The organism is Pseudomonas sp. SG20056, assembly GCF_031764535.1.
In the GTDB taxonomy this organism is placed as follows: Bacteria; Pseudomonadota; Gammaproteobacteria; order Pseudomonadales; family Pseudomonadaceae; genus Aquipseudomonas.
This window is the reverse complement of sequence record NZ_CP134499.1, coordinates 721,725-742,510: the sequence shown is the minus strand read 5'-3', so window position 1 is coordinate 742,510 and position 20,786 is coordinate 721,725. Positions and strand designations below refer to the sequence as shown.

At 62.1% G+C, this 20,786-nt stretch carries 16 protein-coding genes and 1 pseudogene; 9 read left to right on the top strand and 8 right to left on the bottom strand.

Annotated features, from left to right (window positions below):
• Window positions 1-28 precede the first annotated feature (28 nt).
• From RHP75_RS03575 to RHP75_RS03565, 3 genes are read left to right on the top strand one after another with little or no spacing between them, the layout of a single operon-like run.
• Complete coding sequence (locus RHP75_RS03575) at window positions 29-622, top strand: DUF4136 domain-containing protein (RefSeq protein WP_311090481.1); 594 nt, start codon at window positions 29-31, stop codon at window positions 620-622.
• A 24-nt stretch (window positions 623-646) separates the two neighbouring features.
• Window positions 647-1,210: a DUF4136 domain-containing protein gene (locus RHP75_RS03570; RefSeq protein ID WP_311090480.1), complete on the top strand. Its 564-nt coding sequence runs from the start codon at window positions 647-649 to the stop codon at window positions 1,208-1,210.
• Between the two features lie 16 nt (window positions 1,211-1,226).
• On the top strand, window positions 1,227-1,715 hold the full coding sequence (locus tag RHP75_RS03565) for a GNAT family N-acetyltransferase (protein WP_311090479.1): 489 nt from the start codon (window positions 1,227-1,229) through the stop codon (window positions 1,713-1,715).
• 6 nt (window positions 1,716-1,721) lie between these two features.
• Here the strand turns inward: RHP75_RS03565 and RHP75_RS03560 are convergent, their stop codons facing one another.
• Window positions 1,722-2,621 (bottom strand): LysR family transcriptional regulator, encoded by a 900-nt coding sequence (locus RHP75_RS03560; RefSeq protein ID WP_311090478.1) that lies wholly within the window; start codon window positions 2,619-2,621, stop codon window positions 1,722-1,724.
• Window positions 2,622-2,720: 99 nt separating this feature from the next.
• Between RHP75_RS03560 and RHP75_RS03555 the strand changes: the two genes are divergently transcribed.
• Together RHP75_RS03555 and RHP75_RS03550 are read left to right on the top strand one after the other, a co-directional pair.
• Window positions 2,721-3,593, top strand: coding sequence for an MBL fold metallo-hydrolase (locus RHP75_RS03555; protein ID WP_311090477.1), 873 nt, complete (start codon window positions 2,721-2,723; stop codon window positions 3,591-3,593).
• A 160-nt stretch (window positions 3,594-3,753) separates the two neighbouring features.
• A complete protein-coding gene (locus RHP75_RS03550) occupies window positions 3,754-4,203 on the top strand; it encodes a DMT family transporter (protein ID WP_311090476.1) in 450 nt (149 codons plus the stop codon).
• Here RHP75_RS03550 and RHP75_RS03545 read toward each other — a convergent pair.
• A complete protein-coding gene (locus tag RHP75_RS03545) occupies window positions 4,200-5,153 on the bottom strand; it encodes an SdiA-regulated domain-containing protein (protein ID WP_311090475.1) in 954 nt (317 codons plus the stop codon). The two genes, RHP75_RS03550 and RHP75_RS03545, sit on opposite strands and share 4 nt — an antisense overlap.
• A gap of 439 nt (window positions 5,154-5,592) precedes the next feature.
• On the opposite strand from RHP75_RS03545, the gene RHP75_RS03540 reads away from it, so the two are divergent.
• Window positions 5,593-7,080, top strand: a complete 1,488-nt coding sequence (locus RHP75_RS03540) for a SulP family inorganic anion transporter (RefSeq protein ID WP_311090474.1) — start codon at window positions 5,593-5,595, stop codon at window positions 7,078-7,080.
• 12 nt (window positions 7,081-7,092) lie between these two features.
• Complete coding sequence (locus RHP75_RS03535; RefSeq protein ID WP_311090473.1) at window positions 7,093-7,944, top strand: universal stress protein; 852 nt, start codon at window positions 7,093-7,095, stop codon at window positions 7,942-7,944.
• 32 nt (window positions 7,945-7,976) lie between these two features.
• On the opposite strand, the gene RHP75_RS03530 is transcribed toward RHP75_RS03535, so the two are convergent.
• Both RHP75_RS03530 and RHP75_RS03525 read right to left on the bottom strand, forming a co-directional pair.
• On the bottom strand, window positions 7,977-10,709 hold the full coding sequence (locus RHP75_RS03530; RefSeq protein ID WP_311090472.1) for an EAL domain-containing protein: 2,733 nt from the start codon (window positions 10,707-10,709) through the stop codon (window positions 7,977-7,979).
• Between the two features lie 51 nt (window positions 10,710-10,760).
• Entirely contained in the window at window positions 10,761-11,705 is a 945-nt protein-coding gene (locus RHP75_RS03525) for a tripartite tricarboxylate transporter substrate binding protein (protein ID WP_311090471.1), read from the bottom strand.
• Window positions 11,706-12,191: 486 nt separating this feature from the next.
• Here RHP75_RS03525 and RHP75_RS03520 point away from each other — a divergent pair, with 486 nt between their 5' ends.
• Entirely contained in the window at window positions 12,192-13,313 is a 1,122-nt protein-coding gene (locus RHP75_RS03520) for a GGDEF domain-containing protein (RefSeq protein WP_311090470.1), read from the top strand.
• Window positions 13,314-13,346: 33 nt separating this feature from the next.
• On the opposite strand, the gene RHP75_RS21145 is transcribed toward RHP75_RS03520, so the two are convergent.
• The 4 genes and pseudogenes from RHP75_RS21145 to pbpC form a co-directional block, all read right to left on the bottom strand.
• Window positions 13,347-14,051, bottom strand: coding sequence for a methyl-accepting chemotaxis protein (locus RHP75_RS21145; RefSeq protein ID WP_409079719.1), 705 nt, complete (start codon window positions 14,049-14,051; stop codon window positions 13,347-13,349).
• 213 nt (window positions 14,052-14,264) lie between these two features.
• Window positions 14,265-15,233 (bottom strand): annotated as a pseudogene (locus RHP75_RS21140) (cache domain-containing protein); the annotation flags it as partial.
• 176 nt (window positions 15,234-15,409) lie between these two features.
• Window positions 15,410-16,324, bottom strand: coding sequence for a substrate-binding domain-containing protein (locus RHP75_RS03510; protein ID WP_311090468.1), 915 nt, complete (start codon window positions 16,322-16,324; stop codon window positions 15,410-15,412).
• A gap of 206 nt (window positions 16,325-16,530) precedes the next feature.
• Window positions 16,531-18,900 (bottom strand): peptidoglycan glycosyltransferase PbpC, encoded by a 2,370-nt coding sequence (pbpC, locus tag RHP75_RS03505; RefSeq protein ID WP_311090467.1) that lies wholly within the window; start codon window positions 18,898-18,900, stop codon window positions 16,531-16,533.
• 350 nt (window positions 18,901-19,250) lie between these two features.
• On the opposite strand from pbpC, the gene RHP75_RS03500 reads away from it, so the two are divergent.
• Complete coding sequence (locus tag RHP75_RS03500) at window positions 19,251-20,738, top strand: M4 family metallopeptidase (RefSeq protein ID WP_311090466.1); 1,488 nt, start codon at window positions 19,251-19,253, stop codon at window positions 20,736-20,738.
• Window positions 20,739-20,786: the final 48 nt, after the last annotated feature.

The window sequence follows — 20,786 nt, the reverse complement described above, 5'->3', positions numbered from 1 at the left end:
TGCCCTCTCACTGGAGGCTGAACACTCAATGAAAAGACTGGGCACATTACTGCTAATGGTGAGCCTCGCGGCCTGCCAGAGCCAGAATCCCTATATCGCCGACAGCAAGCCAATGCCGCCGGCACCCGCTCACTCGCCCCAACAACTGGACCGCAGCGCCTACCCGGCTGCGCCGCGCGACTATGCGCGCTACCGCACCTGGAGCTGGCAACGCCTGCCTGCCGGTACGGCCTGGGCCAGCTCCGAGCAGGTGCAGGAAGCCCTCAGCAATGCCCTCGACCAACGCGGCCTGCGCCCGCATCGCGTCGGTAAAACCAGCGACCTCAAGGTCAGCGCCGAGCTGCGTCTGGAGCAGCGCTTGCGTCAGGTCACGGAACAGTACGGCAGCCATTACGGCCATAGTCGCTATGGCAATGACTACGGCATGTGGGGCAGCGCGCCGCTGGTGCGCAGCTACACCGAAGACGTCATGGTGGTACGCATCGAACTGTTCGATGGCCAGAGTGGTCAGCCGGTGTGGAACGGCCATGCCGAAACCCGCAACAGCGGCAGCCAGAGTGAACGCGCCGCCGCACTGCGCAACGCCGTACAACAGGCCCTGGCGGCGTATCCGCCAAACTGATTGCTGAACTCAAGGAGAGCACCCATGCGTGCACAACTGTTGTTACTGCCCCTGTTGCTGATCCTCAGCGCCTGCCAGACGCCGCAGCTGCAGCGCGACTTCGACCCCAACCGCGATTTTGCCGCCTACCGCAGCTGGAGTTGGCAGGAGCCCGCCGTGCAATACAAACCCGATGACCCACGCCTGAAAAGCGACCTGACAGATCAGCGCATCCGCACGGCGATCAGCCAACAGCTCGATCAGCGCGGTCTGCGCCCGGCAGCGGCTAACACACCGGGCGATCTCAAGGTGCAGGTGTGGATGATCGTCGACAATCGCCAGCAGCAGGTCAGCACCCAGCTCGGCGGCGCCTGGGGCAATCCCTGGAATGGCGGTTTCTGGGGCGGCCCGAGTTACGTGGAAACCCGCACCCTGGACTATCAGGTCGGCACCCTGCAGATCGATCTACTCGACGGCAAGGACGGCAAACTGGTCTGGCGCGGCAGTGCCGAACAGGTCCTGCGCAGCCGCCAACCCAGCCCCAGCGAGCGCGAGGCTGCGATACGCCGTACCGTCGCCGACGTACTGAACCAGTACCCGCCCCGCTGACCGACAAGGATGTTGCATGAACCCAACCCCACACCTCAGCCACCGCCCCGCTGCGGCGGCTGACCTGGTCGAGATCGTCGGTTTTCCACAGAACGCCGATGAGCTGTTCTTCTGCCATCCCAAGGCCGACTGGCCGCTGAGCATCGGCCAGTTGGCCGCCGCCATGGCCGAACGCCGCGACAGCACCGTGGTACTGCTTGATGGCCGAGTGGCCGGTTTTGCCAACTTCTACCAGTGGCACTACGACGACCACTGCGCCCTCGGCAATCTGATGGTCGCCCCCTGGGCCCGTGGCCACGGCGTGGCGCACTATCTGGTGGCGGTGATGGAGCAGCTGGCCCGCGAGCATTACCACGCCAAACGTATGCAGGTGTCGTGCTTCAACGCCAACAGCGCCGGCCTGCTGCTCTACCCCAAGCTCGGTTATGCCCTCAGCGGCGTGGTCGAACGCCGCGACCCCAAGGGCCAGCGCGTCGCGCTGATCCAGTTCAGCAAGCCCCTGTAGAGCGGTTTACAGGTCCCAATCCGGCCGATCTGCAAACCGCTCAATCAGAAAGTCCAGCAGCGCCCGCAGCGCCGGCGGCATTTGCCGGCGCGTACCGTAGAGGGCGTGGATGCCCAGTTGCTGTGGCTCGTAGTCAGGCAGCAACTGTACCAGCGCCCCGGAGCGCAGATGCGCGCCGACCGAATAGCGCGGCTGCAAACTGATGCCAATATCGGCCAGCACCGCCTCCAGCAGCACCATGGATTCATTGGCGCTGAGGTTGCCGCTGACCGCCACGGCATGCGGCTCATCGGCACGGCTGAACTCCCAGATGCTGCGGCCGAAGTAGGCGTAACTCAGGCAGTTGTGTTGGGCCAGTTCCTCGGGCCGCTGCGGCGTGCCATGCCTGGCCAGGTACGCCGGGGTGGCGCACACCACCGAGCGGCATACCGCCAACTGACGGGCGATCAGATTGGGGTCGAGCTGATTGGTGATGCGCAGGGCCAGGTCGATACGCGCTTCCACCAGGTTGACCGCCTGACTGCCCACCAGCAGATCGATGCTGACCTGCGGATACAGGCGGGTGAAGCCATCCAGCGCGTGCACCAGCCAGGCCTGTGCCAGCGACTGGCTACAAGCGATGCGCAAGGTGCCACGCGGCGCTGCCTCATCGGTACGGCTGACGCTCTGCATGGCCTCGGCCATGGCCAGCATCTCGCGGCACTGGCCAAGCAACTGCTCGCCGGCACCGGTCAGGCTCAGCTTGCGTGTGGTGCGGTGCAGCAGGCGCGCGCCGACCCAGGTTTCCAGTTCGCCGAGGTAACGCGAGACCATTGCCCGCGACATCTCCAGCGCATCGGCGGCTGCGGTCTGGCTGCCGCGTTCCACCACTTCGACAAAAACCCGCGTAGCCGTCAGGCGATCCATAATTAGCCCATCTAACGCAACAAACATGCGCAGATTACGGGGCTTTTTGATCGATTTAAAGCAACTAAGATGAGCTCATTCACTCAACAGGAGTTCCCCATGTCGATCATCACTCACCTGCGCAGCCTGCTCGCCAGCGCCAGCCTGCTGACCCTGGCCAGCACCGCTTTCGCCCAACCGCTGACCCTGGATGTCTACAACCCAGGCGACAGGGCCATTTTCCCAGTGACTTCAACGCTGATCAGCGGCGAACGCGAGGCCATCCTGGTCGATGCGCAGTTCTCCAACCGCGAAGCGCAGGAACTGGTCGAGCGCATCCAGGCCAGCGGCAAGACCCTGACCACCATCTTTATCAGCCACGGCGACCCGGATTTCTACTTCGGTCTGGACACCCTGACCCGCGCCTTCCCCGAGGCCAAAGTCCTGGCCACGCCGCAGACCATCGCCTATATCGAAAAAAGCCGCGAGCCGAAGCTGGCCTACTGGGGCCCGATCCTCAAGGACAGCGCCCCGGCCCGCACCGTGGTGCCGCAAGCGCTGCAAGGCGACCACCTGAGCCTGGAAGGCCAGCGCATCGAGCTGATCGGCCATGACCCCAAGCACACCAGCCTGTGGATTCCGAGCATCAAGGCGGTGGTCGGCGGCGTGCTGACCTACGCCAACATCCATCCCTGGATTGCCGATGCACAAACCGCAGAGGCGCGTAAATCCTGGCTGAAATCCCTGGATGAACTGCAAGCGCTGCAACCGAAAACCCTGGTACCGGGTCACTTTATGGGCCAGCCGAACCTGAACCTGGATGACCTGCGCTTTACCCGCAACTACCTGAATGACCTGGAAGCCGCGCTGCCCAAAGCCAAGAACAGCCAGGCGCTGATTGAAGCGATGAAGGCCAAGTACCCGCAGCTGCTCGACGCCAGCAGCCTGGAACTGAGCGCCAAGGTGCTCAAAGGTGAAATGCAGTGGCCGTAAGCCACAGCCGCTGATTAGTCACGCACTACACGCAAAAGGCCTGGGTCAAAAACCCAGGCTTTTTTGCATGCGCTGAGCGGCAATCTGGCCTGGTTGAGGCTGACGAGGCGGACAGCTTTTACGGCATACTCATCCGCCCTTGCCGTTCTGGAGATGCCCCATGCCTGCCCCGACCTGGTGGTTGATGGCCCTGCCTTTCGTTGCCGGCGCATGCCTGCCGCTGCAAGCCGGGATCAACGGGCAACTGGCCAAGCAGGTGTCCAGCGTGCTGGCCGCCGCACTGGTGTCCTTTGCCGTTGGCACTCTGGCGCTGCTGATTCTGGTGCTGGTGCAGCGCGAATTCCCCAGCTTCGCCGCGCTCAAAGGTCTGACCTGGTGGCACTGGAGTGGCGGCCTGCTAGGGGTGATGTTTATCGCCACCGCCGCCTTTGCCGGCCCACGCGTCGGCGCCGTGCTGTTTATGGCCCTGGTGATCGCCGGACAGCTGAGCATGGCCCTGACCTTGGACCACTTCGGCTGGGCCGGCTTTCGTGAAGCGCCGATCACCGCAGGCAAAGTCGGCGGCCTGCTGCTGATCGTCGTCGGCATCTGGCTGATCAGGCGCGGTTAAGCACCCGGCCGACTCTCGCGTGTGAAGCGGTAGAACAGATTGGGCTCGCTGACCAGATAGAGGTTGCCCTGGTCATCCAGGGTCAGACCCTCGCCCTGCGGCACGCTGTCTTGCAGCCCGGCGAAGCCACTGAGCAGCGAGCGGAAACTGATCAGCTTGCCGTCCTCGGCATCCAGTTCGATCAGCACCTTGGACTCATCGCTGAGCAGGGCCAGATGCCCGGTCTGCTCGTCGTAATGCACCGATGACAAGTCCGTGGCAAACACCTTGTGATCGATCCAGGCCTGGCGATCGATCACCTGCAGGTTGAAGTCACCCTGGAAGCTGGATTTCAGGCCTCGCACCTCATACAGCTTGCGCGGTGAATGCTCCTTGACCACATACAGTCGGTCACCCGCACGGTCGTAGCCGACCCCTTCAAAGCCTTGGTTGCCGCCCAGATCAATGCCCAGAGTCAGCGCCCGGTAATCCTCGCGAAACAGAGCACCGGATTTTTCCGGCAGCTCGACCACCACCAGCGCCTGGTCGCGCTCTTCAGCCAGCAACAAGAGGTTATCGCCCAGGTAAGTGATGCCTTCGACATCGCTGAAGCCGCTGAGCGGATAACGCGCCAACAGCTCACCCTCCTTGCTCAGCGCCAGCAGCTCCTCGGGGTTATTGACCACCGCCCAGAGCTGGTCACAGCCTTCGTCGTAGGTCAGGCCGGACAGGTTGTTGCTCACTCCGGCAATCGGCAGCGCATCAATGCGCACCTGGTACTCGGGCAGCCACAGGCTGCGGCTTTCCCATTCGGTTTCATGCCAGGAGGTCTTGATCCAGAAATACAGACGGTTATCCAGGTGCTGCACGCCTATCTGGTAAACCAGGGTCAACGCCAGCAGTAACAGCGCCCATTTCCATGGGCTTACATCAGGTAGCCGTCCTAGCACCCCTTTCGCAGCGGACATCATGAATAGTCATACTCGCGTGCTTACGGGAAACAGCAGTGTGCTGCGTGAACATGACAGCACGGCTGTGCGGGTGCCGAATGGTCGGGCCAGACGCTGGGCTGCGGGTGTAGGAGTGCACGCCTGCTAATGAGTTCAACTCGCAGGGCCGACAGCCCGCGGGCTGCGACGGCCGGGAGGCATGTGTTAAGGTGAGCGCCCTTTTCGCCCGAATGGATAGAGACAGGTCGATATGACACTGGCCCAACCATCCCGCTGGCTGCCTACGCCGCCATAGCGCTTCGCCCCCTCCTTGCATAGCCCGGCCGGCTTACCCGCTGCCGTAGCTCTGCCCCTGCGCGCTGGCCGCAAGGCTGCGTTGCTATCGTTGTACCGAGCTTTTTATTAGCCCATCCGCCCTGCTCTTGCGTGCATCTGCGGACCCCAGTTTTTGGAATTGACCATGCTGCAAAGCCTGAAAAACACCTGGTTCTTTAACATCCGCGGCGATGTGCTCGCCGGTCTGGTGGTGGCACTGGCGCTGATCCCGGAAGCCATCGCCTTCTCGATCATCGCCGGGGTCGACCCCAAGGTCGGCCTGTATGCCTCCTTCTGCATCGCCGTGGTGATCGCCTTTGTCGGTGGCCGCCCAGGCATGATCAGCGCTGCCACCGGGGCCATGGCACTGGTCATGGTCACCCTGGTGAAAAACCACGGTCTGGAATACCTGCTGGCAGCGACCCTGCTGACTGGCGTGCTGCAGATCGGCGCCGGGTACCTCAAGCTCGGCTCGCTGATGCGCTTTGTCTCGCGTTCGGTGGTCACCGGCTTCGTTAACGCCCTGGCGATTCTGATCTTTATGGCCCAGCTGCCGGAGCTGACCAACGTCACCTGGCAGGTCTACGCCATGTGCGCGGCGGGCCTGGCCATCATCTACCTGTTCCCCTATGTGCCGAAGCTCGGCAAGGTCATTCCCTCACCGCTGGTGTGCATCCTGTCGATGACTGCCGTGGCCATGTATTTCGGCCTGGATATCCGCACCGTCGGTGACATGGGCGAGTTGCCGGACACCTTGCCAATTTTCCTCTGGCCGGATGTGCCACTGACGTTTGAAACCCTGGCCATCATCTTTCCCTACGCCGCTGCGCTGGCTGTGGTGGGCCTGCTGGAGTCGATGATGACCGCGACCATCATTGATGACCTGACCGACACCAACAGCGACAAGAACCGCGAATGCAAAGGCCAGGGCGTGGCCAATATCGCCTCCGGCCTGCTGGGCGGTATGGCGGGCTGCGCGATGATCGGCCAGTCAGTCATCAACGTGAAATCCGGCGGCCGTGGTCGGCTGTCGTGCCTGGTGGCCGGCGTGGTGTTGTTGCTGATGGTGGTATTCCTCAGCGACTGGGTCAGCCAGATTCCCATGGCCGCACTGGTGGCGGTGATGATCATGGTGTCGATCGGCACCTTCAGCTGGGACTCGTTGCGCAACCTGAAGCACTACCCGCTTTCCACCAATATCGTCATGCTCGCCACCGTGGCCGTGACCGTATACACCCACAACCTGGCCTACGGCGTGTTTGTCGGGGTGCTGCTGGCTGCCATGTTCTTCGCCAACAAGATTGGCCACTTCCTCTATATCAACGCTGAACTCGACAGCGAGGGCCGCCAGCGTACCTACAAGGTGGTTGGGCAGGTGTTCTTCAGCTCTGCCGAAAAATTCATCGCCGCCTTTGATTTCAAGGAAGCCGTAAGCAAGGTCACCATCGACCTGTCCCGCGCGCACTTTTGGGACATCACCGCCGTCGCCGCGCTGGACAAGGTCGTGATCAAGCTGCGCCGCGAGGGCACCGAAGTCGAAGTGCTGGGCCTGAACGAGGCCAGCGCCACCATCGTCGACCGCTTTGGGGTGCACGATAAAGAGAACGCCACCGACCTGCTGTCGGGCCACTAAAAGGAAATGCCCATGAGCCAAGTAATGGCATGTATCGACGGTTCGCAATCCACCCGCGCGGTCTGCGATTACGCCGCCTGGGCCAGCCAGCGCCTGAGTGCGCCGCTGACCCTGCTGCACGTGCTGGATGACGTGCAGTACCCGGCCAGCCCGGACCTGTCCGGTACTATCGGCCTGGGCAGCCGCGAGCACCTGCTCGAAGAGCTGGCCAAGCTTGATCAGCAGCGCCACACGCTGGCCATGGAACAAGGCCGGCTAATGCTGGAAGCGGCCCGCGAGCGGGTACAGGCCGATGGTGTGGAGCCGGCGCAACTGCGCCAGCGCCATGGCGATCTGGTTGAGTGCCTGCAGGAGCTGGAGACCGATATCCGCCTGCTGGTGATCGGCCGCCAGGGCAAGACCAGCGACAGCCTCAGCCAGCTGGTCGGCAGCCATCTGGAGAACGTTATCCGAACCCTGCACAGGCCGATTCTGGTCAGCTGCGGCGAGTTCAAGGCACCGCAAAGCTACATGCTGGCTTATGACGGCAGCGCCACCGCGCGCAAGAGCCTGCAAATGATTGCCGCCAGCCCGCTGCTCAAGGGGCTGCCGTGTCACCTGGTGATGATCGGTGCGGATACCAGCGATGCCTGGGAGCGACTCAAGGCCGCTGAACATGTCGTGCAAGATTCGGCCAGCGCAGTGTATCTAGCGATTCGCGCCGGCGAGGTGGAGCCCACCCTGCACGCCTACCAGCTCGAGCAAGGCATTGATTTATTGGCCATGGGCGCCTATGGCCACTCGCGGATTCGCCAGTTCCTGGTCGGCAGCACCACCAGTAGCCTGCTGCGCACCAGCAACAGCGCGCTGCTGATTCTGCGCTAGGTGTTGCGCAATGGGCGGCCGCTTCCGGTCGCCTAGCTGGCGTTGACCGGCTGCCCTGCAAACAACTGCTCCAGCGGCACTGGACGACCGAAGTAGTAACCCTGAAAGCGCGTGCAACCAAAGCTGCTCAGGCGCTCGGACTGCTCCAGGGTTTCCACCCCCTCGGCAATCACATCCAGTTTCAACGCATGAGCCAGCGAGACGATGGTGCGGGCAATATCCGCATCCAGCGGGTCACTCAACAGGTCGCAGACAAACGAACGGTCGATCTTCAGCTGATCCAGCGGCAGGGTCTTGAGATAGGACAGCGACGAGTAGCCGGTGCCGAAGTCGTCCAGGGAAAAGCGCACGCCGTGAGCCTTGAGTCGGGCCATCTTGGCGATCACCGCCGCGCGACCATCGAGCAGCATGCTTTCAGTAATTTCCAGCTTTAGTCGGCTCGGGTCGCAGCCGCTGCGCTGCACGATATGCAACACCTGTTCGACAAAATCAGCTTGCTGCAGCTGCTTGGTACTGACATTCACCGACAGGCTGAGGTGCCGGGTTTGCGCCCGCCGCCCCCACTGCGCCAGTGTCGCGCAGGCAGTTTCCAGCACCCACTCGCCCAACGGCAGAATCAGACCGCTACCCTCAGCCACTGGAATGATTTCCCCCGGTGCCAACAGGCCGCGCTCCGGGTGCTGCCAACGCAGCAGCACTTCCGCGCCCTGCAACCCCTCCCGCTGATCGATCTGTGCCTGGTAATAGAGCACAAACTCGCTTTTCAGCAGCCCCTGGCGCAGGTCGCTTTCCAGGCTGGCGCGCTGCACCACCCGCTGCTGCATCTGCGGTTCGAAGAAACAGCAGGTGTTACGCCCCAGTGCCTTGGCCTGATACATAGCCAGATCAGCCTGTTTCAGCAGGTCATCCAACGGCTCACCGGTGCCATTGAACATGGCGATGCCGATACTCAGGGTACTGAAGTGCTCGATCTCGCCCATGCGAAACGGCTGCCGCAAGGCCAGCAGAATCTTGCTGGCAATCGCCTCGGCCTGCTGCGCCGCATTGACCGGCTCCAGCCCGAGGTTCTCCAGCAGGATGACAAACTCATCACCGCCGATGCGCGCCACGCTGTCGCTTTGCCGCACGCAGCTGGTCAGTCGCTCAGCCACCTGTTGCAGCAACAGGTCGCCAATATCGTGGCCACGGGCATCGTTCAGCGTCTTGAAGTCGTCCAGATCGATAAACAGCACCGCCCCACGCTGCTCGCTGTCCTGACTGGCCAGCAAGGCGTACTCCAGGCGCTCGCGTTGCAAACGGCGGTTGGGCAGATGGGTCAGCGGATCGTAATAGGCCAACTGTTCGATGCGCTGCTCGGCGGCTTTGCGCTGAGTGGTATCGGTCAGGGTGATCACGTAGTTGATCAGCTGCCCATCGGCGCCGCAGCGCACCGCTGCAATGCTCACCCACTGCGGGTATTCCTGCCCATTCTTGCGCCGCCCGGGCATTTCACCCTGCCAGGCGCCGTCATGCGCCAACGCCGCGAGCATGGCATCACGCACGATGTCGAAACTGCCCTGCGCCAGCATGTAATCCAGGGTACTGCCGACCACCTCGCTTTCGCTGTAGCCGGTCATACGGGTGAACGCCGGGTTGGCGCGCAGCACCACATGCTCGGCATCGGTGACCACCATGCCTTCGGCCGATTCGAACACCGTGGCTGCGACGTGCAGATCCTCCACCATGTGCTGCATCGCCACACCCACACGGTTGTACTCATAGATCCCGGTCGGCTGAAAGCGCAGCCCTCGGCTGCCGGCCTGGGTGGCTTCGATAAAACCGAGCAACTGATTGATCGCCCGATCATGGCTGATGCGCAGCAGCCAGGCGGCCACCAGCAACAGCAGTAGAAAACCGCCACTGAGGATTAGAAACGATTGCAGGTAGCTGTCGTAGATTGAAGCAAAGCGGCTATCGGAAACCCCCAGCACTAGCCAGAACGGCTCTTCGACACCCGTCAGGCTGATCGGAAAGCGCTGCACATAAAGCCCCTGGCCATCGCGTACCAGATCATCCAGGGCTACATCACCAGTGAGTCCAAGCTCGCTGTCGCCCTGCCAGACCAGCGGCTGCTTGGCATGCCCGAGCACCAGCAGATCCAGCTTGGTACTGGCACTCAACTCGTGGACAAATGCCCGGTTCTGTCCCAAAGCCAGGCCGACAAACAGATAGCCGCGCAGCTGCACGGTGGCGGGATCAAAAATCGGCGTGGCCTTGATCAAGGCGCTCTGTGCGCCGGTCTGCACCAGCGTCCAGCCGTGGGCATAGAGAATGGGCGAGCGCAGCGACGCCACCAGCGGTTTGATGTCATGCAACGGCAGGCCGGCATCCATCACCAGCTTGCCCGTTGGATCAAGCAGGAAAAACACCTCCAGGCGCGCATCGATATTGGCGTCCTGGAACATAAAGGCGACGTCGGCGGCGATTTTCTCAACCGGCATAACCTGTTCCGACAAGGCACTGACGGTGCGCCGCGCCGAGGCGCTGTGCAGATACACCTCAAGCAGCTGCAGACGGTTATTGATCAGGCTGACAGTGGTGCGCTGGTATTGCGCCAGGCTGTTGCGAATTTCACTTTGCAGGTTGGCCTCAGCCGTGCGCAGCGCGTAAACCATCACCACCGTGATCGCCACCATGCCGAGCATGCCAAACAGCAACGCTATCCGCGTCGAGAACTTCAGCTCCCAACGCGCCGCTTTCGACATGTAACTCTTGCGACTACTCATCTGCATCCGCGCCTCAGGGTCACAACACAGTCAGCTAATCCCTGTAGGTGCCTACTGCAATCCAATGTCATCAATCAGTGTGCGGTACTCGTTCATCTGTCTAAGCAGCATAGGCTTGATCTCATCGCCACGCATAAACACCACCGGCTGGCGAATACGCTGCTCGGTCACCTCGATAAAGCGCGGGTCCTTGGCCGCGACCGCCAGGGCGTCGGCCAGGATCTCGACCTGCTCGGCAGGGGTGTTGGCCGGTACCATGACAATGCGCATGGTATGCAGGCCCAGGTCGTAACCCAGCTCGCGCAGAGTCGGCGCATCGGGGTAGCCCAACAGGCGGGTATCGGCCAGGCTGGCCAGTACACGCATTTCGCCAGACTCGGTGTAACCCGTATGGGTGCCACCGCTGTAGGCAAACACGGCATCGCCGGAAAGCACCAGCGGTGCCATCCCGGCGCCGCCGGAGGTGGGTACAGTCCGCAGTTCCAGCCCTTCGCGCTTGGCCAGGGCACGGATAATCAGCCGATCCTCCGCTGCCTGGCTGACATAGATCTGCCCCGGTGTGGCGCGCAGATAGGCCAGCAACCCAGGCCAATCCTGGAGGCCATGCTTAGAACCGGTGACAAAAGCCGGTTGCTCCAGTGACAGCCCTGCTACATAGGTAAAACTGTCCGGACCATAGGAGGCTGGAGACAGCAGCGGCGCAATGCTGACCACCGACGAGCCGCCGAACTGGAACACATAGCCCTGCTCAATACTGCTGGCCAGCATCGCCGCCGAGGCCGCGCCGCCGGCACCGGGAATATTGCTGACCGTGACCTTCTGCCCTAGCTGCTCCTCCAGCACGGTGGCCAGCACCCGCCCTTGCAAATCGGTGCTGCCGCCTGCGGCATAACCGATGATCATGGTCAGCGGTCGCTCCGGAAAGCTTGCCGCCTGAACCTGCCACGACAACAACCCCAGGCAGCCGCTCAACAACAGAAAACGCAGTAATGCCATGGTTCACCTCACGCACTGATCAACAACCACCTGCCCAGCCAGGAACACGCCCAGCACCTTTTTGGCGCATCCAGCAGCCCATGCAATGGCCAGCAAGCCGCTGGCCCATCTGCGCATGATCAGTGCACGTGGCGATGCAACTTGCGCGCCCAACCGCCAGGCCGTTATTGCGCCCCACCCTCCTTGATCAATTGCCGATAGTCCTGCACCTACTGAACCCATAGGCCTTGCCCGCTGCGTGTCAGCAAGTAAGTCGGCTGGCGGATGCGCGTTTCGCTCACCTCCATAAATGCAGCTCACGTCACGATTCGCCAGGACATCACCCGGAACGGCCACCGGTTTGGCCGGACATGCCACAACTCAGGACTGGATAAACCACAGCCCACCATTTGGTTTTAGCCCACTAGGGCGCGATAGCAATCTGACAGCTTTTTCAAAAGCAAAGGGTTATGCTGCGATCAAGCCGTTATTTTGTGATCACAGGCCATGACTGAAGTCCAAGTCCCCCGCCAGCCAAATGCCTTCGCCCTCTGGCGCGAAGCGCAGGACACACGCATCCGCTCGCCACTCGGCGGTATTTATTACCTGCTGGCATGGCTGCTGACCTGGATTTTCAGCGATGCCCCAGGCGCACTGGTGCTGCCAGGCGTCGCCGGCATCGCTCTGTTTGCCCTGCTGCTGGCCTTGCGCGTACTGCATCGCCTGCCTCAGGAGCAGAGCAACGAATCACTCAGCCGTTGGCTTAATCTGCACTGGAGCCTGATTCTGATTACTGCGCTGAGCTGGGGTCTGGCCCACGCCCTGGCGCAACACAATCCGCTGTTCAGCAGCTCGGTGATCATCGCCACCCTCAGCACCATTGCCTTCAGCACCGCGCTGGCCTTCAACTTCGCCATGCGCAAGAAACGCGCAATACTCGCGCTGCTGCTGATTTATCTGCCGGGGCTGCTGACCCTGGCTCTGGCATGGCGCGAGCAGTACGCCATCCTGATCACCCTGAGTTTCTACTTGAGCTACCTGCTACTGGCGCTGAACCGCAGCCACCGCGAGTACCACAACACCCTGGCCCTGGAGCTGCAGCTGCTCGACCAACAGGAACGCCTCGAACACCTCAGCCGCACTGACAGCCTGACCCAGCTGGGTAACCGCTATCAGTTCAACAGTCTGTTCCCGGTGATGGTGGCCAACGCCCAGCGGCAGAGCCAGCCGTTGTCGCTGGTACTGCTGGATATCGACTTCTTCAAGCGGATCAACGACGAGTACGGGCATGCCTGCGGTGACAGCTGCCTGAGCGACTTTGCCGAACGCATGCGCCAGAACTTCCGCCGCGACAGCGACGCGCTGCTACGCCTGGGTGGTGAAGAGTTCGGCATCCTGATGCCCAACACCCCGCTGGAACAGGCACGCCTGCTGGCCGAGCAGTTTCGTCTGGAGCTGGAGCGCGAAGGCTTCAACGTACCGGGAGCGACTCTGCCGCTGACCGCGAGCCTGGGTGTGGGGTGTTATGACATGCTGCGCGACGGCAGTGCCGAAGCGTTCTTCAAGCGCGTCGACGATGCGCTCTATCAAGCCAAAGCTGCCGGGCGCAATCGTCTAGAGCTGGCCTGATGCCGGCGGCACAGGCGTGCCGCCGGCATACGCTTACAAACGGAAACTGCTCATCTGCTTGGCCAGGTCATCGGCCAGACCACGCAGGGTCTGACAGTCCTCTTTACACACCTGCACCTCACCGGCGGTGGCATGCGCCAGGTCGGCGATGCCCTGCACGTTGCGGTTGATCTCTTCGGTCACCGACGATTGCTCCTCGGTTGCAGCGGCCACCTGGGTGTTCATATCGCTGATGCGCTCGACCTGCTCGGTGATTGCACTGAGCGACTGACCGGTACGCTGACTGGCCTCGACCCCGGTGCCGGTGGCGCTCTGCCCGGCGTGCATGGAGCTCACGGCAGTTTCAGCGCCCTGCTTGAGGCGCTGGATCATCTGCTGGATTTCATCGGTGGAGCTCTGCGTGCGACTGGCCAGGGTACGCACCTCATCAGCTACCACGGCAAAACCGCGGCCCATCTCACCTGCCCGCGCCGCTTCGATGGCGGCGTTGAGTGCCAGCAGGTTGGTCTGCTCGGAAATCCCGCGAATCACCGCCAGCACCTGATCAATCGAGGCCACCTGCTCGGCCAGCTCGCTGACCGCCGCCGCTGCACCGCCGATATCAGCGGACATGCTCTCAATATGGCTGATCGACTGGCCAACCACCTTGCGCGCTTGCTGCGCTTCATCGCGCGCCGACTGCGAGGCATGCGCGGCACTGCTGGCATTCCGGGCGATTTCCTGCACGGTCAGGCCCATCTCGTGCACCGCCGTGGCGACCATATCGGTCATTTCCTGTTGCTGGCTAGAGCGTCCGGCGGTGTTGTCGACCACCTGCGCCACCTGACTAACCGAGGCGCGCAAACGCTCGCTGGTCGCCAGCACATCGCTGATCAGGCTGCGCTGACCGCCGATAAACCGATTGAAACCACGGGCCAGATCGCCCAGCTCATCCTCGCGGGATTCATCCAGACGACGGGTCAGGTCGCCACCGCCACCGCCGATTTCCACCAGTGCCGCGGTCACCTGACGAATCGGCCGGACCAGGCCACGCGCCAATAGCACCACCAGGCCGAGGAACAGCAAGGCCACACCAACCCCGATAGCGCTGGTCATCAGGAGCGCCTGGCGCGCCTCGGCATAGATTTCCGCTTCCGGCACCTCGCTGACCAGCAACCAGTCAAGGCTGGAGAGTTTCTGCGCCACCGCCAGGTAGGTTTCACCATCACGCTCGAAACGTACCGCCTTGCCACCGCTGCCCAACAGCTCATCAGCGGGCGCCTTGCCAAACAGTTCAGCGAGGCGGCCACTGCCACTCAGGTCGGCCTGGGGGTGCACTTTGACCTCGCCCTGGGCATCAATCAGAAACACCTGACCGCGCTCACCAAAACGAAAGTCGCGAATCATTTCCGACATGGCCTTGAGGCTGAAACCCAATCCGGAAACGCCGAGGGTTTTGCCGCCCTGCTTGATCCGCTGGTTGATAAACAGGGTCGGCAGTCGCGTACCCTTGTCGATATCGATTTCCAGCACCTGATCGCGGCTGCTGTCGACCAGCTTGTAGAACCACTGGTTTTCCGGCTGATCACGGCTGATCACCCGAGCCAGGCCCGCACCGGTGAAATAGTTGCCGCTGTCCAGCACGGCAATCGAAGTGGTCAAGGCGTTCTGCTGCTCGCGCACGCCCTCCAGGTAACGTGCCACGGCATCGCGCTGGCCTTCCTCTTCGCCGGCCGCCAGCCAGTCTTGAATAAAGGCATTGCCAGCAATCCCGGCATTGGCGGTGATTGGCGCGGTCAGCACCCGCTCCAGATCGTTACGAATCGCCAGCACCCGCGCCGGCAAGGCCTCTTCGACCAGGAAGCGCTCAGTCAGGCGATTGACCACTGCGGAGTAGACGCCTACCACGATCAGAATACTGGCGAGCAGGGCCGCGCCCATGCTGAGAATTAGCTGCCACTGGATGCTGCGTTTCCACAAGCCCATGGAGGTTACCTTCTAGTTATTATTTGAAAACAGAGATTGAATACAATTTTGTATACAAACTCAATTGTCCGGCGACGTATAACCGCTATCGGCTGCACCAGCTGCAGACTTTAACCAGCGCCGGGAATAACTCAGTCCACCTGCCGCCAAAGTCGCAGATACGCATCCTCATGACTGAAGTCCAGTTCGATGCTGAGGTCATCCGATTCCTGCAGCACCTGCGGGGTAATCAACAGCGGCGGTGTCACGAACTGACTAGGCGGCTGGCCGGCAAAGGCTCGGTTCAGTTCATCCACCAGCTGCCAACCCTGCATACCCAACGGCTCGGCGACGGTGGCGACCTGCTGGGACAACCCCGAATGGATGCGCCCCAGCGCCTTGGCCGAGCCATCGCCAGCGGAAATATTGCGGATGTCCTTACGTCCGAGGGCATTGAGCGGCACGTTGATATGGTCGAAATACACATCATTGATTGCCAGGGTATGGCTCCACTCTGCACCGAAACGGCGCTGCAACGAACGCACACGCTCATCCATGCCCTTGCCCGCACTGGCAATCGGCAGGTCTTCAACGCTCAGCACCTTGCACTGCGCGCACTCTTCCAGGCGCTGCACCATGCGCTGGGTCTTGGCGGTGGCAATGGCGAATTGGCTGTCAGTGAACAGCACCACGCCGATCTGGCCGTCACGCATGGCGTGCTCGGCAGCCAGGTCGGCCACCTGCATGGGGTCGCTGGTGATATTGCTGAACAGCTTGTCCGTCGGCCCCGGCCGATCCCCGGCGTGCCAACCGACCAAGGCGATCTCGCGGCCTTGAAAGGCTTCATGCAATTCCCCGAGGTAGCCAGGCTCGAAGCCACCGAGCACCACGCCATCGGGGTTATGCTCAAGCACCTCAGCGGCCAGCCGCTTGATCTCCGCCGCATCGCCACGACCATCTACCGCATGCACCCGCCACCCCAGCAACTTGGCCGCGCGCTCAAAGCTGCGGTACACACCGACTACCCCACCGTTACGAAAATCCGCCGCAATAAAGCTCACCTGCATGCCACTGCGTGCGGGCGGCGCCTGCCTCGGCCCGGTCCACTCACTCGCAATAAGCAGTGCGCTGAACAACAACCCACTAAGGCAGATAGCAGCTGCGTATCTATATCTCGCCATCGCATATCCCTGCGCGACCGGCCGGCAGACGACTGTGCCAACCTTCACCCAATAGCGTAGTCACTCATGGCCAGGACACCCTGCCGCGCGTTTTAGTCCGACAAGCTGAACTCAACCCGCGCGGTCTGCCCGCTTTCGTCCAGCACACTGAGCTGATACTGCCCGCTGCGTGTAAAGGCGTGATTAAACAACGCATCGGCGCTGGTTTCGGCAATCGGCTGACCGTCGACAAACCACCAACGCCTTCCGCTGCCGCCCAGTGCAGACAGACGCAAACGCAGCGCTTCGCTACTGCCGGCCGGGCGCCGCAAATGATCACCCTCACGCACGCCGACAATCGACAGTGGCGCAGCGACGGGCACATGCCGTGGCGGGCACTGCGGATCAACCACCGGCAGGCGCGCACTGCGCCGCTCACGACGCGGCAGCCAGGGTTCCAGCGGCGCCGGCCACAACGCCAGGCGCTGTGCCGTGGCACCCGGGCAACTGGCATCCACGCGTTGCCCGGCGGCATTCACCCAAAGGCTTTCCTGCAGCCCCAAGCCCAGCGGCTGATCCTGCGCCGGCAAGGTCGGTGGCGTGGTGCCATCCAGGGTCCAGGCAAAGCGCTGGCGCCGGCAGTTGGGGTCGCGACTGTCGAGCGATTGGCCCAGCGGCCAGCAAATCGCTGCCACGCCGACCGAGGCCGGCTGCGGGTCAATCGGCAGGGCAATGCCGCGCTGACTGTCGCGGTTGACCAACAGATCATGCACCTGCAGCAGCAGTGGCGCGGCCGAGGCCAGGCCGAACTGGCCGGACACCGGGGTGCCGTCAGGGCGGCCGATCCAGATGCCGATCAGGTAACGCGGCGCCACGCCAATCGCCCAGGCATCACGAAAGCCATAGCTGGTGCCGGTCTTCCAGGCCAGGCTCGGGCGCTGCACCAGCTGCGCGCGCGGGTCACGGTCCGGGCGCGCCTGACCACTGAGAATGCGCCGCACGATCCACGCGGCACCGGGCGACAGCAGGCGCCGCTCATGCAGCCCATCCTGCGGCTGAAAACGCAGCCGTGCGGCCATGCCGCCGCGGGCAAATGCGCTGTAACCGCTGACCAGCTCCTCCAGGCGACTGCCGGCGCCGCCGAGAATCAGCGCCAGATTGGGTTCGGCCAGCGGCGGCAACAGCAAGGGCACCCCGGCGCTGCGCAACTCGCCGGCAAAACGCTTCGGCCCGTAGGCTTCCAGCAGTTGCACGGCGGGTAGATTGAGTGAGGTGGCCAGCGCCTCGCTGGCCGACACCGCGCCGCTGAACCCGGCAGCAAAGTTGCCCGGACGGTAATCGCCATAACGTAGTGGTACATCCTGCAGCAGTGATTCGGAATGGATCAGCCCCTCGTCCAGCGCCATGCCGTAAAGAAAGGGCTTCAGGGTCGAACCTGGCGAGCGCACAGCGTTGATCATGTCGACATGGCCAAAGCGCTTGGCATCGCTGATATCCACTGAGCCCAGGTAGGCGCGCACCGCCATGCTGGGTTGCTCGACCACCAGAATCGCCGCCGAGGTGCGCTCCGGCAACCGCGCCCGCCAGCCCAGCAGTAGGTCTTCCAGGCGGCGTTGCAAGGCTGCATCGATCGTCGTGCGAATCAGCGGTGGGCTGCCCGCCGTATTCAGCCGCCGTGCCAGCAATGGGGCCAGGCGCGGTTCCTGACGCGGCGCCAGCAGCACCGGTTCCTCCAGCGCATCGCTGATCGCCGACTGCGGCCACACCTCGAAACTGGCCAGACGCTTGAGGACCTTATCCCGCGCAGCCTGGGCCCGCTCGGGGTGGCGATCGGGGCGCAAACGACTGGGCGCTTGCGGCAGCACCGCGAGCAGAGCGGCTTCGGCGCGGGTCAGCTGGCTCGGCGACTTACCCAGATAAGCCCAACTGGCCGCCGCCACCCCCTGCAGCGTGCCGCCAAACGGCGCGCGATTGAGGTAAAGGGTGAGGATTTCATCCTTGGACAGGTGCCACTCCAGCTGCAGCGTGCGCCACAGCTGCTTAAGTTTGCCGCTGTAACTGCGCGCATGCGGATCGAGCAGTCGCGCAACCTGCATCGACAGGGTGCTGCCACCGGACAATACGCGCCCACCACTGAGGTTCTGCCAGGCCGCGCGGCCCAGCGCCAACGGGTTGACCCCGGGGTGCTGATAGAACCAGCGATCCTCGTAGGTCAGCAGCGCTTCCAGGTAATAGGGCGACACTTCACCGGGGCTGATCGGATAACGCCAGACGCCATCACGGTCGGCAAAACGCCACAGCGGCGCACCGTCCTCGGCCAGCACCACGCGGGCCAGATCATCGCCTGGCAAGGGCAGCGGAAATAGCCGGTCAGCGGCTGCCAGAACCAGCAGCAGGCACAATGGAATAGCCAGCCAGGGACGGCGCAAATACCTCACCAGAACAGCACGCGCTGCCACCAACCGACCCGCCCCAGAACGCATAGCGCCTCTCTCAATACACATCCCTGAAGCGCCGCACTATACGCGGCGCTGCCCAATATTTCCGGCCTCTGCTGGCAACTCAAAACCTGACGTGCAGAAGCTCGACGCCATGGAAGAACATGCCATATCCGCCAGAACATACGAGCAAAAGCACCGTGCTAGAGCCGTTTGCGCCCATTGTTATCTTTTTGCGTCATTTTTTTGATATTCGTATTTTTGACGCCTATACCTTGGGTTCGCTGTTAACGCCTGGCTACCCGCCGCGCCGACAACAGTGAAAAACCGTTATCGCCATAAGGCAACGGGCTATTCACGGAGCCATCCTCCGCTTACCCAATGGAGCTACATCAATGCATAGGAAGATATTCCCGAAAACCTTGCTACTCGCCGCACTTGTTTCCCCCGCCTGTACCTTCGCCGCAGAACTGATTGATCTCTCAACCCTGCCAACCCGCCCCGGTATAGCCGGCGCCGGCGACATCCATGATGACCTTGGGCTGCAGCCGGACGAGCTGAACGCTACCCTAAGCGCGCAACTGCCTGGTGGCGCTCAGGTGGTGCGCTATCAACAGTTCTATAAGGGCATCAGGGTGTGGGGCGAAGCCATCACCGAGTTTACCGACGGTAGCCAGCCCCTACGCAGCGGCCGCCTGGTGAGTGAGATCAGCAGCGACCTGGTACGCGATGCAACACCAACGCTCAGCGCCAAACAAGCCCTGGAAATGGCCAAAAGCCTGAAAGCCAATGACCTGCAGAGTGAGAACGAACAGAGTGAGCTGGTCGTACGGCTGGACGAACAGCAACGCGCACAGCTGGCGTACGTAGTGTCGTTCTTCCTCCCAGGCGCCAAACCCTCACGCCCGTTCTTTATGATCGAAGCCAACAGCGGCGAGCTACTTGATCAATGGGAAGGTCTCAACCACGCCCAGGCAAGCGGGCCGGGTGGCAACCTGAAAAGTGGCCGCTACCTGTATGGCACGGACTACGGACATCTGTCGGTCAACAACAAGTGTCAGATGGATAGCGGTAATGTCATCACCGTCAACCTCAACCACAGCTTGAACAACAGCAGCACCACGCCCTTTCAGTTCGCCTGTTCGTTCAACGACTTCAAGAGCATCAACGGTGCGTTCTCGCCGCTGAACGACGCGCACTATTTCGGCAACGTGGTGTTCCAGATGTATGGCAACTGGTTTGGCGGCCTGCGCCCGCTGCTCAACCGCAAGCTGTATATGAAAGTGCATTACGGAAACGGCTATGAAAATGCCTTCTGGGACGGTCAAGCGATGACCTTCGGTGATGGTCGCAATCGCTTCTACCCATTGGTATCGCTGGACGTTTCAGCCCACGAAGTCAGCCATGGCTTTACCGAGCTGCATTCGGGATTGGTCTACAGCAACCAGTCCGGCGGCATCAATGAAGCGTTCTCCGATATGGCTGGCGAAGCGGCCGAATACTTTATGAAAGGCAAGAATGACTGGAAGGTCGGCTACGACATCTTCAAAGGTGACGGCGCCTTGCGCTATATGGACCAACCCAGCCGTGATGGCCGCTCCATTGACCACGCCGACAAGTACCGTGCCGGTATGGATGTTCACCACTCAAGCGGGGTGTATAACCGCGCGTTCTACCTGCTCAGCCAGAAAATCGGCTGGAATACCCGCAAAGCGTTTGAAGTGTTTGTCGACGCCAACCGTTTCTATTGGACGGAAACCAGCGACTTCAACCGCGGCGCCTGCGGCGTGATCCAGTCGGCGCAGAACCGCAGCTATGGCTCTGCCGATGCCATTGCCGCGTTTGCTGCAGTGGGTGTCAGCTGTCCAACCCTGCTGAACTGAAACGGGCTACACCACAAGCCCCTGCCTCGCTGAGGCAGGGGCTTTTCT

Bases quoted from the DNA above. Each gene is read 5' to 3' on its own strand.
- RHP75_RS03565 (WP_311090479.1), top strand. From the start codon at position 1,227: ATGAACCCAACCCCACACCTCAGCCACCGCCCCGCTGCGGCGGCTGAC.
- RHP75_RS03560 (WP_311090478.1), bottom strand. From the start codon at position 2,621: ATGGATCGCCTGACGGCTACGCGGGTTTTTGTCGAAGTGGTGGAACGC.
- RHP75_RS03555 (WP_311090477.1), top strand. From the start codon at position 2,721: ATGTCGATCATCACTCACCTGCGCAGCCTGCTCGCCAGCGCCAGCCTG.
- RHP75_RS03545 (WP_311090475.1), bottom strand. From the start codon at position 5,153: ATGATGTCCGCTGCGAAAGGGGTGCTAGGACGGCTACCTGATGTAAGC.
- RHP75_RS03575 (WP_311090481.1), top strand. From the start codon at position 29: ATGAAAAGACTGGGCACATTACTGCTAATGGTGAGCCTCGCGGCCTGC.
- RHP75_RS03510 (WP_311090468.1), bottom strand. From the start codon at position 16,324: ATGCAGGTGAGCTTTATTGCGGCGGATTTTCGTAACGGTGGGGTAGTC.
- RHP75_RS03535 (WP_311090473.1), top strand. From the start codon at position 7,093: ATGAGCCAAGTAATGGCATGTATCGACGGTTCGCAATCCACCCGCGCG.
- RHP75_RS03540 (WP_311090474.1), top strand. From the start codon at position 5,593: ATGCTGCAAAGCCTGAAAAACACCTGGTTCTTTAACATCCGCGGCGAT.
- pbpC (WP_311090467.1), bottom strand. From the start codon at position 18,900: ATGCGTTCTGGGGCGGGTCGGTTGGTGGCAGCGCGTGCTGTTCTGGTG.
- RHP75_RS03520 (WP_311090470.1), top strand. From the start codon at position 12,192: ATGACTGAAGTCCAAGTCCCCCGCCAGCCAAATGCCTTCGCCCTCTGG.
- RHP75_RS03550 (WP_311090476.1), top strand. From the start codon at position 3,754: ATGCCTGCCCCGACCTGGTGGTTGATGGCCCTGCCTTTCGTTGCCGGC.
- RHP75_RS03570 (WP_311090480.1), top strand. From the start codon at position 647: ATGCGTGCACAACTGTTGTTACTGCCCCTGTTGCTGATCCTCAGCGCC.
- RHP75_RS03530 (WP_311090472.1), bottom strand. From the start codon at position 10,709: ATGAGTAGTCGCAAGAGTTACATGTCGAAAGCGGCGCGTTGGGAGCTG.
- RHP75_RS03500 (WP_311090466.1), top strand. From the start codon at position 19,251: ATGCATAGGAAGATATTCCCGAAAACCTTGCTACTCGCCGCACTTGTT.
- RHP75_RS21145 (WP_409079719.1), bottom strand. From the start codon at position 14,051: ATGGGCCTGACCGTGCAGGAAATCGCCCGGAATGCCAGCAGTGCCGCG.
- RHP75_RS03525 (WP_311090471.1), bottom strand. From the start codon at position 11,705: ATGGCATTACTGCGTTTTCTGTTGTTGAGCGGCTGCCTGGGGTTGTTG.